This is a genomic window from Alsobacter sp. SYSU BS001988 (assembly GCF_054796215.1).
The window spans coordinates 330,759-343,814 of record NZ_JBTAMK010000004.1 but is presented as its reverse complement, the minus strand read 5'-3'; the positions used below and the strand labels follow the sequence as shown (position 1 = coordinate 343,814).

General features: G+C 69.7%; 11 protein-coding genes. 8 read left to right on the top strand and 3 right to left on the bottom strand.

Features of this window, described 5'->3' with window-relative positions:
- The first annotated feature begins 60 nt into the window (after positions 1-60).
- The 3 genes from ACYVO7_RS11235 to glpK all read left to right on the top strand — a co-directional run bounded on the left by ACYVO7_RS11235 (position 61) and on the right by glpK (position 3,746).
- A complete protein-coding gene (locus ACYVO7_RS11235) occupies positions 61-1,221 on the top strand; it encodes an isobutyryl-CoA dehydrogenase (protein ID WP_460449906.1) in 1,161 nt (386 codons plus the stop codon).
- Between the two features lie 31 nt (positions 1,222-1,252).
- Positions 1,253-2,137: a 3-hydroxyisobutyrate dehydrogenase gene (gene mmsB, locus ACYVO7_RS11230; RefSeq protein WP_460449905.1), complete on the top strand. Its 885-nt coding sequence runs from the start codon at positions 1,253-1,255 to the stop codon at positions 2,135-2,137.
- A 115-nt stretch (positions 2,138-2,252) separates the two neighbouring features.
- Positions 2,253-3,746: a glycerol kinase GlpK gene (gene glpK, locus ACYVO7_RS11225; protein ID WP_460449904.1), complete on the top strand. Its 1,494-nt coding sequence runs from the start codon at positions 2,253-2,255 to the stop codon at positions 3,744-3,746.
- Between the two features lie 9 nt (positions 3,747-3,755).
- Here the strand turns inward: glpK and ACYVO7_RS11220 are convergent, their stop codons facing one another.
- On the bottom strand, positions 3,756-5,639 hold the full coding sequence (locus ACYVO7_RS11220; RefSeq protein ID WP_460449903.1) for a DUF4214 domain-containing protein: 1,884 nt from the start codon (positions 5,637-5,639) through the stop codon (positions 3,756-3,758).
- Between the two features lie 394 nt (positions 5,640-6,033).
- On the opposite strand from ACYVO7_RS11220, the gene ACYVO7_RS11215 reads away from it, so the two are divergent.
- Positions 6,034-7,200, top strand: coding sequence for a DNA cytosine methyltransferase (locus ACYVO7_RS11215; protein WP_460449902.1), 1,167 nt, complete (start codon positions 6,034-6,036; stop codon positions 7,198-7,200).
- A complete protein-coding gene (locus tag ACYVO7_RS11210) occupies positions 7,197-7,619 on the top strand; it encodes a very short patch repair endonuclease (RefSeq protein WP_460449901.1) in 423 nt (140 codons plus the stop codon). Before ACYVO7_RS11215 ends, ACYVO7_RS11210 begins: the two co-directional genes overlap by 4 nt.
- Positions 7,620-7,625: 6 nt before the next feature.
- On the opposite strand, the gene lepA is transcribed toward ACYVO7_RS11210, so the two are convergent.
- On the bottom strand, positions 7,626-9,431 hold the full coding sequence (lepA, locus tag ACYVO7_RS11205; RefSeq protein WP_460449900.1) for a translation elongation factor 4: 1,806 nt from the start codon (positions 9,429-9,431) through the stop codon (positions 7,626-7,628).
- A 126-nt stretch (positions 9,432-9,557) separates the two neighbouring features.
- On the opposite strand from lepA, the gene ACYVO7_RS11200 reads away from it, so the two are divergent.
- Complete coding sequence (locus ACYVO7_RS11200; RefSeq protein ID WP_460449899.1) at positions 9,558-10,067, top strand: GNAT family N-acetyltransferase; 510 nt, start codon at positions 9,558-9,560, stop codon at positions 10,065-10,067.
- A gap of 103 nt (positions 10,068-10,170) precedes the next feature.
- Entirely contained in the window at positions 10,171-11,010 is an 840-nt protein-coding gene (locus ACYVO7_RS11195) for an EamA family transporter (RefSeq protein WP_460449898.1), read from the top strand.
- Between the two features lie 8 nt (positions 11,011-11,018).
- On the opposite strand, the gene hrcA is transcribed toward ACYVO7_RS11195, so the two are convergent.
- The gene (gene hrcA, locus ACYVO7_RS11190) at positions 11,019-12,113 is read right to left on the bottom strand and encodes a heat-inducible transcriptional repressor HrcA (RefSeq protein ID WP_460449897.1); all 1,095 of its coding nucleotides are present in this window, start codon (positions 12,111-12,113) and stop codon (positions 11,019-11,021) included.
- Between the two features lie 219 nt (positions 12,114-12,332).
- Between hrcA and rph the strand changes: the two genes are divergently transcribed.
- Entirely contained in the window at positions 12,333-13,046 is a 714-nt protein-coding gene (gene rph / locus ACYVO7_RS11185) for a ribonuclease PH (RefSeq protein ID WP_460449896.1), read from the top strand.
- Positions 13,047-13,056: the final 10 nt, after the last annotated feature.

The window sequence follows — 13,056 nt, the reverse complement described above, 5'->3', positions numbered from 1 at the left end:
AGCTGAGCGGGCCGGCCCACCGGCCCGCTCTCCACGTCGCGCCCTGAAGGACGCCGCCCGATGTCCCTCTTCGCCCTTTCGGAAGACCACCTCGCCATCCGCGACATGGCGCGCGACTTCGCGGCCGAGAGGCTCGCTCCCAAGGCGGTGGAGTGGGACGAGCGCAAGCACTTCCCGGTCGAGGAGATGCGCGAGGCGGCGGCGCTCGGGATGGGCGGCGTCTATGTGCGCGACGACGTGGGCGGCTCGGGGCTGACCCGTCTCGACGCGACCCTGATCTTCGAGGCGCTGGCGACCGGCTGCCCGACCGTGGCGGCCTTCATCTCCATCCACAACATGGCGTCCTGGATGATCGACGCCTACGGGTCGGACGAGCAGCGCCGGCGGTTCCTGCCGAAGCTCGCCACCATGGAGCACATCGCCAGCTACTGCCTGACCGAGCCCGGCGCCGGCTCCGACGCGGCGGCGCTGAGGACGAGGGCGCGGCGCGAGGGCGACGTCTATGTGGTGGACGGGGTGAAGCAGTTCATCTCCGGCGCCGGCGCCTCCGATCTCTACGTCGTCATGGCGCGCACCGGCGAGGAGGGAGCGGGCGGGATCTCGACGCTCGTGATCCCCAAGGACGCGCCCGGCCTGAGCTTCGGGGCCAACGAGAAGAAGATGGGCTGGAACGCCCAGCCGACCCGCCAGGTGATCTTCGACGGCTGCCGCGTCCCGGTCGACAACCGACTCGGCCCCGAGGGCATCGGCTTCAAGATCGCGATGGCGGGCCTCGACGGCGGCCGGCTCAACATCGCGGCCTGCTCGCTGGGCGGCGCGCAGGCCGCGCTCGACAAGTCGCTGGCCTATCTGGGCGAGCGCAAGGCCTTCGGCAGGAAGCTGCAGGAGTTCCAGGCGCTGCAGTTCCGGCTCGCCGACATGGCGACCGAACTGGAGGCGGCCCGCACCTTCCTGTGGCGCGCCGCTTCGGCGCTGGACGCCAAGGCCCCGGACGCCACGCGGCTCTGCGCCATGGCCAAGCGCTTCGGCACCGACGTCGGCTTCGACGTCGCCAACCAGGCGCTGCAGCTGCATGGCGGCTACGGCTATCTCGCCGACTACGGCGTCGAGAAGATCGTGCGCGACCTGCGCGTGCACCAGATCCTCGAGGGCTCCAACGAGATCATGCGCGTCATCATCGCCCGCAGCCTGATCGGGCGCGGGCAGGGAAGCGGGATGTGACCGGCCCGTCCGGAACAATCGGGAGGACATCGTGAGCGTCATCGGGTTCATCGGCCTGGGCAACATGGGCGCGCCCATGAGCGCCAATCTGGTCAAGGCGGGCCACAGGGTGATCGGCTTCGACCTGTCGCGCGCCCATCTCGACGCCGCGGCCGGCCAGGGCGTCGCGACGGCGGCCACGGCGGCGGACGCCGTGCGGGAGGCCGATGCGGTCGTCACCATGCTGCCGGCCGGCAAGCCGGTGCTGTCCGTCTGGGGCGACGTGCTGAAGCACGCGCGGCCCGGGACGCTGATGATCGATTCCTCCACCATCGACGTGGAGAGCGCGCGCCAGGCCCACGCGCTGGCCCGGGAGGCCGGCATGCCCAGCCTCGACGCGCCCGTGTCGGGCGGCGTCGGCGGCGCCACGGCCGGAACCCTCACCTTCATGTGCGGCGGATCGCCCGAGGCCTTCGCCAAGGCGAGGCCCCTCCTGGAGGTCATGGGCAAGAAGGTGGTGCATTGCGGCGAGGCGGGCGCCGGCCAGGCCGCCAAGATCTGCAACAACATGATCCTCGGGATCTCGATGGTCGGCGTCAGCGAGGCCTTCGTGCTGGCCGAGAAGCTCGGCCTGTCGCACCAGGCGCTGTTCGACGTGGCGTCGACCTCCTCGGGACAGTGCTGGTCGCTGACCACCTATTGCCCGGTTCCCGGGCCGGTTCCGACCAGCCCCGCCAACAGCGGCTATGCGCCCGGCTTCGCGGCGGCGCTGATGCTGAAGGACCTGCGGCTGTCGCAGGACGCGGCCGGCTCGGCCGGGGCCGAGACGCCGCTGGGCGCCCATGCGGCGAAGATCTACGAAGCCTTCGAGGCGGCCGGCTACGGCGCGAAGGACTTCTCCGGCGTGATCGAGTTCCTCCGCGCCGGCCTGAAGTAGGGCGCTCCCCCCGGAGGCGCCGCCCTGGCCTTGCGGGCCGGCCCGGCGGCGCCCATGATCGGCGCAACGAAGCCGCGCGGGACCGACGCCCCGGCGCGAGCCGCCGGGAGGAGACATGACGTTCGTTCTCGCCATCGACCAGGGCACCACCTCGTCGCGCGCGATCCTGTTTCGCGCCGACACCACCGTGGCGGCGGTGGCCCAGCAGGAATTCCCGCAGCATTTCCCGGCGTCGGGCTGGGTCGAGCACGAGCCGGAGGACCTCTGGTCGTCGACGGTCGCGGTGTGCCGCGAAGCGCTCGACAGGGCCGGGGCGACCGCCCGGGACGTGGCCGCGATCGGCATCACCAACCAGCGCGAGACCACGCTGGTGTGGGACCGCAAGAGCGGCCAGGCGATCCACCGGGCCATCGTGTGGCAGGACCGGCGCACCGCCGACGCCTGCGCGGCCCTGAAGGCGGCCGGCCACGAGCCCGCCTTCACGGCCAAGACGGGCCTGATCCTGGACCCCTATTTCTCCGGCACGAAGATCGCCTGGATCCTCGACAACGTGCCGGGCGCGCGGGCGCGGGCGGAACGGGGCGAACTCGCCTTCGGGACTGTGGACTCGTTCCTGCTCTGGCGGCTGACGGGCGGCGCCGTGCACGCCACGGACGCCACCAACGCCTCGCGCACGCTGCTCTACGACATCCATCGCGGCGCGTGGGACGACGAGCTGCTGTCGATCCTGCGGGTGCCGCGGTCCATGCTGCCGGAGGTGCGCGATTCCTCGGCCCGCTTCGGCGAGACCCTGCCGGAGCTGCTGGGCGGGGCCATCCCGGTCTGCGGCGTGGCCGGCGACCAGCAGGCCGCCACCGTGGGGCAGGCGTGCTTCACGCCGGGCATGATGAAGTCGACCTACGGGACGGGCTGCTTCGCGCTGCTCAACACCGGCGCTCAGGCCGTGGCGTCGCACAACAAGCTGCTCACCACCATCGCGTACCAGCTCGGCGGCAAGCCCACCTATGCGCTGGAGGGCTCGATCTTCGTCGCCGGCGCGGCCGTGCAGTGGCTCAGGGATGGGCTCGGCGTCGTCAAGGCCGCAGCCGACACGGGTCCGATGGCGGAGCGGGCCGACCCGGCGCAGGCCGTCTATCTGGTGCCGGCCTTCGTCGGCCTCGGCGCGCCCTATTGGGACGCCGAGTGCCGCGGCGCGCTCTACGGGCTGACCCGCGCCACGGGCCCGAACGAGATCGCCCGGGCGGCGCTGGAGAGCGTCTGCTACCAGACGCTCGACCTGCTGGACGCCATGCGGGCCGACTGGCCGGGCGCCGCCGGGGCCGAGACGGTGCTGCGCGTCGACGGCGGCATGGTGGCGTCTGACTGGACCATGCAGCGCCTCGCCGACATCCTCGGCGCGCCGGTGGACCGCCCGGTGGTGCGCGAGACGACGGCGCTCGGCGCCGCCTACCTGGCCGGGCTGGAGGCGGGCGTCTATCCGGACCCGTCGCGCTTCTCCGACCTGTGGCGCCTCGACCGCCGCTTCAGCCCCCATTTCGACGGCGACCTGCGCGCCACGATGGTGGCGGGCTGGAAGGACGCCGTCTCGCGGACGCTGACGCGGCGTTGAGGCGCGTCATCAAGCGAGAATGATTTCACCGTTGAAGAAATCGGCTTTCGACAGGTCGATCGAACCCGTGAGAACGATCACCTTGTCCAAAGCGCTATCGAATCCATTCGCGGCCGAACGGTCCTGCACGACATAGGTCGACCCTTGAAAACGGAACCAGCTTAGCTTGTTGGTGGCGTTTCCCTCCGTGGCGATGTTCAAAGTGATCGACAGAATAAGCTCATACTTAGAAACGATCTCACCACTCTGGAAGCTTGGGTTTTGACCGAAAATCAAGCGGTCACCCGACGAAGCGTCCGTAATCGTGGAGAATTGCTTGAAGTATGCAGGCTCCATTACGTAGAAACGGTCCGCGCCGGGGCCGCCTGAAACGGTGTGAAGGCCTCTGTTGATCAAGATATCATCGTTGCCGTCGCCCCCAACGAGAGTGTCGATTAAATATCCAGACTCCAGCACGTCGTTCCCTGCCCCACCATCGACGTTATTTCCAGCTCCAAATCCTGAAAGAAAGTCCTGTCCGGCTCCACCCAAGATGGTCGCTGCATTTACGCCGGAAAATTCAACTCTATTTGTCCCTTTTGTTAAACCAGAAGCGTCGAATACTTTTAATTCTGAAGCACTGAAGTCCAACTTGATCCCGACATCTCCCGTGACCTTGATCGTTTTCACGGCGGGGTCGACCAGCTTCACGTAGAGTTGTGAGGCCGCATTGCTCCCCGCACTCGTCACGAAGTTGACTGTTTCGGCCGCACTGTCGGTCACGGTCAAATTCGACCCGCTCAAGTCGATCTGGAGCGCATGCCCCGCGGTTGCGTTGTTGAGCGTGACGACCGCCGGCGAGTTCACGAGCGAAATCGCGGTCAGCCGGTCCGACGACAGCGTCACGCTTCCGCTGACCCCTTCGAGCGACACGCGCGCCAGCGCGTCCGTGGCGGACGTTCCCGCGTCGGCGATCGTGACGCCCTTGCCTCCCTTGAGGCTGACCGACGTCGCGTTGGCGCCCGTCGTCATGGCCACGGTGTCGCTGGCGGACTGGTCGATCGCCACGTCGCGGAGCCCGACCCAGGTCGACAGGTCGGCTTTGATCGCCCCGGCGGCGGCGAGCTTGGCGATTTCGACGTTCTTTACGGTGACTTGACCGGGCAGAGCCAGCGCAGCCGGGGACATGACGAACAAGACGTCGGACGACCCGTCGGCTCCGTCCACGGAGTCGAAGGACGTGAAGGTCGCCCCCGGCCCGCCTGTCGCCGTGAAGGTGTCCACGCCCGCCGTGCCGACGAGCGAGTCCAGCCCCGTCGTGAGGGCGAATGTCAGGCCGGGAGTCGGCGCGGGCTCGAGAGCCAGGAGCGACCCGGAGAGGGGCGGCTTCCCGGCAGCGCTCAGGGCGAGATAGGCCTCGATGTGGGAGCTGGCCTGGGCGGTGAACTCGGCCGACTGGGCGAAGTAGTTCAGCACCTGCGCCTGGCTCTGGCCGGAGCCGAGCCAATAGGCGAGGCCGCCCTCGTCAGGGCCGCGGCCCAGGACGTTGGTGTAGAGCGAGACCAGGAAGGCCTTGTTGACGTCCGTGCCGGCGCCGTAGCGCGTCTGGAACTCCGCCGACGAGACGAAGAGCTTGGCCAGCTCCAGAACGTCCACATAACCCGCGCCGGTGGAGTCGGCCCAGAAGTCGAGGCCGCCGAGATCCGGAACCCGGCCGAAGGCGGCCTGGTATTCGCGCACCACGGGGGCGACGAAACTGACCGTGTAGGGCGCGCGCAGGATCGCCAGCTGGGCCGCCGTGGCGGTGAGCTGCCCGGAATCGAGCCTGGCGGCGTAGTCGGCAAGCTCGCCCGCGGGCGGATCGCGGAACTGAATGGCGCGGTAGAGCGAGCGCACGACATCGGCGTTTGACATCAGGTCTCTCGTCAAAAGAAGTTAAAGTAAGCTGGGTAGATCTTTAACCATTCTATATAGCAATGTTTTGAACGCCCGGCGTGAAAAGGTTCACAGCACCCGGCTGAACACCCCCAGGATTGCGGTTTTGTCTTCTGCGCACCCACGATTGTCTTGCGTGGTCGGGACGCCGCCAGCCCGCCCTGCGGCGCGGGGTCGCGGATATTAGGGGAACAAAGTCCGCCGCCCCGTGTTTTTCGAACCGCGTGGGGCGGGTGCGTTTTTGCTGTTTCCGCATCCTTGCCGCGAGCCGAAGCAGAACAGCGTCAGGCGAGCGGACCCGCGCGATTCCATTCCAGGTTCGAGACTTCGGCCACCTCGACAGACTCACGCCCGAAACCTAGTCTCGGGCGCGATGGGGCCGAGTTTCTATGAATTCTTCGCCGGAGGCGGCATGGCGCGAGCGGGACTCGGGCCCGGCTGGCGCTGCCTGTTCGCCAATGATTTCGATCCCCGCAAGGCCGCCGCCTACCGGGCCAATTGGGGCGGCGCCGAGATGCGCGTCGGCGACATCCATGACCTCACGGCCGGCGACCTGCCGGCGGCGGGACCGGCAGGCGCCGCGTGCGATCTCGCCTGGGCGTCCTTCCCGTGCCAGGACCTCTCGCTCGCGGGCGGCGGGGCCGGGCTGGGCGGCTCGAGGTCCGGGGCGTTCTGGGGCTTCTGGTCGCTCATGGCGGGACTGCGGGACGCCGGCCGCGCACCCCGGCTCCTGGTGCTGGAGAATGTCGGCGGCGCCCTGACGGCGCGCGGCGGCGCCGACTTCGAGGCGCTCTGCGGCGCGCTGGCGCGGCTCGGCTATGCGTTCGGGGCGCTGACCCTCGACGCCGTCCATTTCCTGCCGCAGTCGCGGCCGCGCGTGTTCTTCGTGGCGGCGCGCGAGGAGGCGGCCGCCGGACTGCACGGTCCCGGGCCGCAGGCCTGGACGGTCAGCGACGGGCTCCGGCGCGCGCAGGCGCGGCTTCCGGCCTCGCTGGCGCGGCATTGGCGCTGGTGGCGGCTCCCGGAGCCCGGGCGGCGGTCCCGGAGCCTCGCCGACATCGTGCAGGACTCGCCCAACGACGCCGCATGGCATGCGCCGGAGCAGACATCGCGCCTGCTCGACCTGATGACGCCGGCGCACCGGGCCAAGGTGGCGGCCGCGCAGGCCGCCGGGCGGCGCGTGGTGGGAACGCTCTATCGGCGCACGCGTCCCGACGGCTCGGGGGCCAGGGCGCAACGCGCCGAAGTCCGCTTCGACGGCGTGGCGGGGTGCCTGCGGACCTCTTCGGGCGGGTCCAGCCGCCAGACGATCCTCCTGGTCGAGGGCGAGCGCATCCGCACCCGGCTGCTGTCGGCGCGCGAGGCGGCGCGCCTCATGGGCCTGCCGGACAGCTATCAGCTGCCGGCGGGCTACACCGACGCCTACCATCTCGCCGGAGACGGGCTGGCCGTGCCGGTGGTGGCGCATCTGCGCGAGCATCTGCTGGAGCCCCTGCTCGGCCTCGGCCGGCCGATGCAGCCGGCCATCGCGGCCGAATGACCGCCAAGGCGCAGCAGCGTCCCTCGGCGGAGCGCTCCGCCATCATGCGGGCGGTGCGGGGGAAGGACACGACGCCCGAATTGCTCGTGCGGCGCCTGCTGCGCGGGATCGCGCCGGGCTACCGGCTGCACCGCCGGGACGTTCCCGGCCGCCCCGACGTCGCCTATGTGGGCCGCAAGGCCGCCATCTTCGTGCATGGCTGCTTCTGGCACGGCCACGACTGCGCCCGCGGCGCGCGCACCCCCAAGGTCAACCGGGACTATTGGGAGGCCAAGATCGCCCGCAACCGCGCCCGCGACGCCGAAAGTCTCGCCGCGCTCGCCGCCCGCGGCTGGCGCAGCCTCGTCGTGTGGGAATGCGAGACGAAGGACGAAGCGGCGCTCAGGGAGCGGCTGGCCGCGTTCCTGGCAGGCGCCTGAGCCGCCTCAGCTGTCCATCTTCAGGGCGGCGATGAAGGCTTCCTGCGGGATCTCGACGCGGCCGAACTGGCGCATGCGCTTCTTGCCCTCCTTCTGCTTGTCGAGGAGCTTGCGCTTGCGGCTGACGTCGCCGCCGTAGCACTTGGCGGTCACGTCCTTGCGCAGGGCCGAGATGGTCTCGCGGGCGATGATCTTGCCGCCGATCGCGGCCTGGATCGGGATCTGGAACAGGTGCTGCGGGATCAGCTCCTTGAGCTTCTCGCACATGGCCCGGCCGCGCATTTCGGCGCGGGTGCGGTGCACCAGCATCGACAGGGCGTCCACCGGCTCGGCGTTGACCAGGATCGACATCTTCACGAGGTCGCCGGGCTTGTAGTCGGTGATGTGGTAGTCGAAGGAGGCGTAGCCCTTGGAGATCGACTTCAGGCGGTCGTAGAAGTCGAACACCACCTCGTTGAGCGGCAGGTCGTAGACCACCATGGCGCGCTTGCCGACATAGTTGAGGTCCACCTGCGAGCCGCGCCGGTCCTGGCAGAGCTTGAGGATGCCGCCGAGATACTCGTCCGGCGTCAGGATGGTGGCGCGGATCCAGGGCTCCTGGATCTCCTCGATCTTCATGATGTCCGGCATGTCGGCCGGGTTGTGCAGCTCGATGTGCTCGCCGTCGCGCAGGGCGAGCTTGTAGACCACCGACGGCGCCGTGGCGATGAGATCGAGGTTGAACTCGCGCTCCAGCCGCTCCTGGATGATCTCCAGATGGAGGAGGCCGAGGAAGCCGCAGCGGAAGCCGAAGCCGAGCGCGGCCGAGCTCTCCATTTCGTAGGAGAAGCTGGCGTCGTTGAGGCGCAGCTTGCCCATGGCGGCGCGCAGGTCCTCGAAGTCGGCGGCGTCCACCGGGAACAGGCCGCAGAACACCACCGGCTGGGCCGGCTTGAAGCCCGGCAGGGCGGCGGCCGTCTGGCGGCGCGTTTCCGTGATGGTGTCGCCCACGCGGGTGTCGGCCACCTGCTTGATCTGCGCCGTGATGAAGCCGATCTCGCCCGGGCCGAGCTCGGCCTGGTCGGTCATCTTGGGCTTGAACACGCCGATGCGGTCCACGGTGTAGCGCGCGGCCGCGCCCATCATGGTGATGTCGGAGCCCTTCTTGAGCACGCCGTCGATGACGCGCACCAGCACGACGACGCCGAGATAAGCGTCGTACCAGCTGTCCACCAGCAGGGCCTTGAGGGGGGCCTTCTCGTCGCCCTTCGGCGGCGGCAGGCGCGTCACGATGGCCTCGAGCACGAGGTCGATGCCGAGCCCCGTCTTGGCCGAGATCGGCACGGCGGCGGAGGCGTCGAGACCGATCACCTCCTCGATCTGCGCCTTGATGCGCTCGGGCTCGGCGGCCGGCAGGTCGATCTTGTTGAGGACCGGCACGATCTCGTGGTTGGCGTCGAGCGCGTGGTAGACGTTGGCGAGCGTCTGCGCCTCCACGCCCTGGGAGGCGTCCACCACCAGCAGCGAGCCCTCGCAGGCGGCCAGCGAGCGGCTGACCTCATAGGCGAAGTCGACGTGGCCGGGCGTGTCCATCAGGTTCAGGATGTAGGTCTTGCCATCCTTGGCCTTGTAGTCGAGCCGCACCGTCTGGGCCTTGATGGTGATGCCGCGCTCGCGCTCGATGTCCATGCTGTCGAGCACCTGCTCGACCATCTCGCGCTCCTGCAAGCCCCCGGTGGACTGGATCAGCCTGTCCGCCAGCGTCGACTTGCCGTGGTCGATATGGGCCACGATGGAGAAATTGCGGATGTTGGAAATCGGGTGCTCGCTCATGCGCCCGGCAATATCAGCGCACCGGCGCTTTTCCAAGGCTCGCGTAGGATTTTAGGCGATTCGCCACGCTTGCCGCCGCATGACCGAGGGGTGCATGCTCGCGCTGACGCTGCAGGGAGCTCGCCCATGCCCTACTCGGCCCTGATCGCGATCCGGGACGCCACGGAGGCCGACCTGCCGGCGATCCTGGACATCCATAACGACGCGGTCCTGAACACGACGGCCATCTGGAGCCATCACACGGTGGACCTGGAGAACCGCCGCGCGCTCCTGGCCGACCGCCGGGCGAAGGGGTACCCGTTCCTGGTCGCAGCCATGGACGGCGAAGTGCTGGGCTTCGCCAGCTTCGGCGATTTCCGCCCCTGGGACGGCTACGCCCACACGGTCGAACACTCGGTCTACGTGCACAAGCACCATCACGGGAAGGGCGTCGGCAAGAGCCTGATGCCGCCGCTGATCACGGCCGCCAAGGCCTGCGGCAAGCATGTGATGCTGGCCGGGGTGGAGGCCGGCAACACGGCCTCGCTGCGCTTCCACCGGCAGTTCGGCTTCGTCGAGACCGGGCGGCTGAAGGAGGTGGGCTGGAAGTTCGACCGCTGGCTCGACCTCGTGTTCATGCAGAAGATGCTGGACTGACCGGCGCGCCCGGCTCTGGCGGGCCCGCGCTCGCGCAGGCATTCTGGCGGTCCGGCGCGTTCCGCCTTCCCTTTCAGCGGATCCCCGCCGTGCCCTCTCTCCCGTGACGCCTCTCGTCTTCGCCGCCGCGCTCCTGAGCGCGCTGCTGCATGCGCTGTGGAACGCCGCGGCGCGCAGCCGGCCCGAGCCGGGCCTGGCGCTCGCCTGCGTGGTGATCACCGCCGGGTGCCTCACGGCGCCGGGGCTCCTCTGGCTGGGGCTTCCGCCCGGCAAGGCGCTGGTCTGGCTGGGCCTGGGCGCGGCCTTCAACCTCGTGACCATGCGGGCCATGATGGCCACGTTCCGGCGCACGCCCTTCGCGCTCGGCTATCCGCTGGTGCGCGGCGTCGCGCCGCTCGGGGTCACCCTGATCGGCTGGGCGGCCTTCGGCGACCGGGTCTCGGCGCCGGCCTTCGCCGGCATCGTGGCGATCTCCACCGGCGTGCTGCTGCTGGCCGCCTCGGCCCGGCGCGGCGAGCGCGTCGACAGGGTCGGGGTGGGCCTCGCCATCCTGGCGGGCTTCGCCAATGCGCTCTTCGTCGTCACCGACGCGCAGGGCGTGCGGGCCACGGGCGACCCGCTGGTCTACGGGTTCGCGGTGTCGGTCGTGAACGGGATCACGATGGCGGCCCTGCTGACCCTCGAGGGCCCGGGCCTGCGGCGCGCCTACAAGGGCAACCTGGCCTTCAGCGCCGTGGCGAGCGTGATGTCGAACGGCTCCTACCTGCTGGTGCTGTACGGCTTCACGCATGGCCCGATCGGCGCGGTGTCGGCCCTGCGCGAACTCTCCATCTTCTTTGGCGTGGTGATCGCGGCCGTCTGGCTGCGCGAGCCCGTCGGCTGGATGCGCTGGACCGCCGCCCTCGTGGCGCTCGGCGGCGTGGCGGCGATCAGGCTGGGGTGAGGCCGACTCTACCGCCCCTCCAGCAGCTTGCTCACGACCCGCGCCGTGTAGTCCACCATGGGGACGATGCGGGCGTAGTTGAGCCTCGTCGGGCCGATCACGCCGACGACGCCGACGATCTTCTGGGTGGCGTCGCGGAACGGGGCGGCGATCAGGGAGGAGCCGGAGAGCGAGAAGAGCTTGTTCTCCGAGCCGATGAAGATGCGCACGCCCTCGCCCTGCTCGGCCCGGGCCAGGAGGTCGATGACGTCCTTCTTGGTCTCCAGGTCCTCGAACAGCAGGCGGATGCGCTCGAGGTCCTCCATGGCGCGCAGGTCCTCCAGCAGGTTGGCCTGCCCGCGCACGATGAGCTGCCGGCTCTCGGACTGGCCGGCCCAGCTGGCGAGCCCGCTGTCGACGAGCCGCGCGGTGAGCGAATCGAGCTCCGTCTCGGCGCGGCTGCGCTCGTTCTCCACCTCGGCGACCAGTTCGGAGAGCGTCTTGTCGCGGATGCGGGCCGAGAGATAGTTGGAGGCCTCCACCAGCGCCGAGGCCGGCAGGCCGGGCGGGAGGTCGAGGATGCGGTTCTCGACCGAGCCGTCCTCCGACACCAGGATGACGAGCGCGCGGGCGGCGTCGAGGCGCACGAACTCGATATGCTTCAGCCGCACCGTGGCCTTGCTGGTGGCCACCACGCCGGCGCCGCGCGACAGGCCGGACAGCAGCGCCGAGGCCTCCGACAGGATGGCGTCGGTGGTCTTCTGCTGGCCGGAGGCCTTCACCTCCGCCTCGATGCGCGAGCGGTCCTCGGTGGTGACGTCGCCGACCTGCAGCAGCGCATCCACGAAGAAGCGCAGGCCCGCCTCGGTGGGCAGCCGGCCGGCGCTGGTGTGGGGCGAGAACAGCAGCCCCGCCATCTCCAGGTCCGACATGACGTTGCGGATGGATGCGGGCGACAGCGACATGGGCAGGATTCGCGACAGGTTGCGCGAGCCCACCGGCTCCCCGGTCGCCAGGTAGCTCTCCACGATGCGGCGGAAGATCTCGCGGGAGCGCTCGTTGATGTCCACGAGTCCGGGCCCTGAGCCCTTGAGGTGCGGCTGGTGCGGTAACTCGCCTCGCATGATCGCCATCGGTCCTGGGCCGTGCGGCCGGCCGGGAGGGCCGGGCCCGCCCGCGGCCCCTGTCGCCAGACCCTAGCATGGGCGCCGGACCGGTCGCGATCAAGCGCCCGCGAGGCCGACGCGCGCCCGACGCCGGCGGGCAGGCCAACCGGTCGGCTTGCGGTCGTGTGCGGCGAAGCCTAGAACCGCCCCACGCTGACCGCAACACAGGATGACCCCATGCGACCCTCCCGCCGCGCGCCCGACGAGCTGCGCAAAGTGAGCCTGGAACGGGGAGTCGCCCGCTACGCGGAAGGCTCCTGCCTGGTGAAATTCGGCGAGACGCATGTGCTCTGCACCGCATCCCTGGAAGAACGCGCCCCGCCCTGGCTGCGCAACAGCGGCAAGGGCTGGGTGACGGCCGAATACGCCATGCTGCCGCGCGCCACGCATGAGCGCACGCGCCGCGAGGTGACGTCCGGGAAGCCCTCGGGCCGGACCCAGGAGATCCAGCGCCTGATCGGCCGTTCGCTGCGCTCCGTGGTGGACCTGACCTCGATCGGCGAGAAGCAGATCGTCATCGACTGCGACGTGCTGCAGGCCGACGGCGGCACGAGGACGGCCGCCATCACGGGCGGCTGGGTGGCGCTGCACGACTGCATCCAGTGGATGCGGGGACGCTCGATGCTCACCGGCAACCCGCTGAAGGACCATGTCGCCGCCGTGTCATGCGGCATCGCGGGCGGCGCGCCGGTCCTCGACCTCGACTACGCCGAGGACAACGGGGCCGAGACGGACGCCAATTTCGTCATGACCGGCACGGGCGGGCTCGTGGAGGTGCAGGGGACCGCGGAGGGCAAGCCCTTCTCCGAGGAGGAGTTCCTGGCCCTCATGCGCCTGGCCAAGGGCGGCATCGCCCGGCTCGTGGAGCTCCAGAAGCTCGCGGTGATGTGAGCCGCCCTCG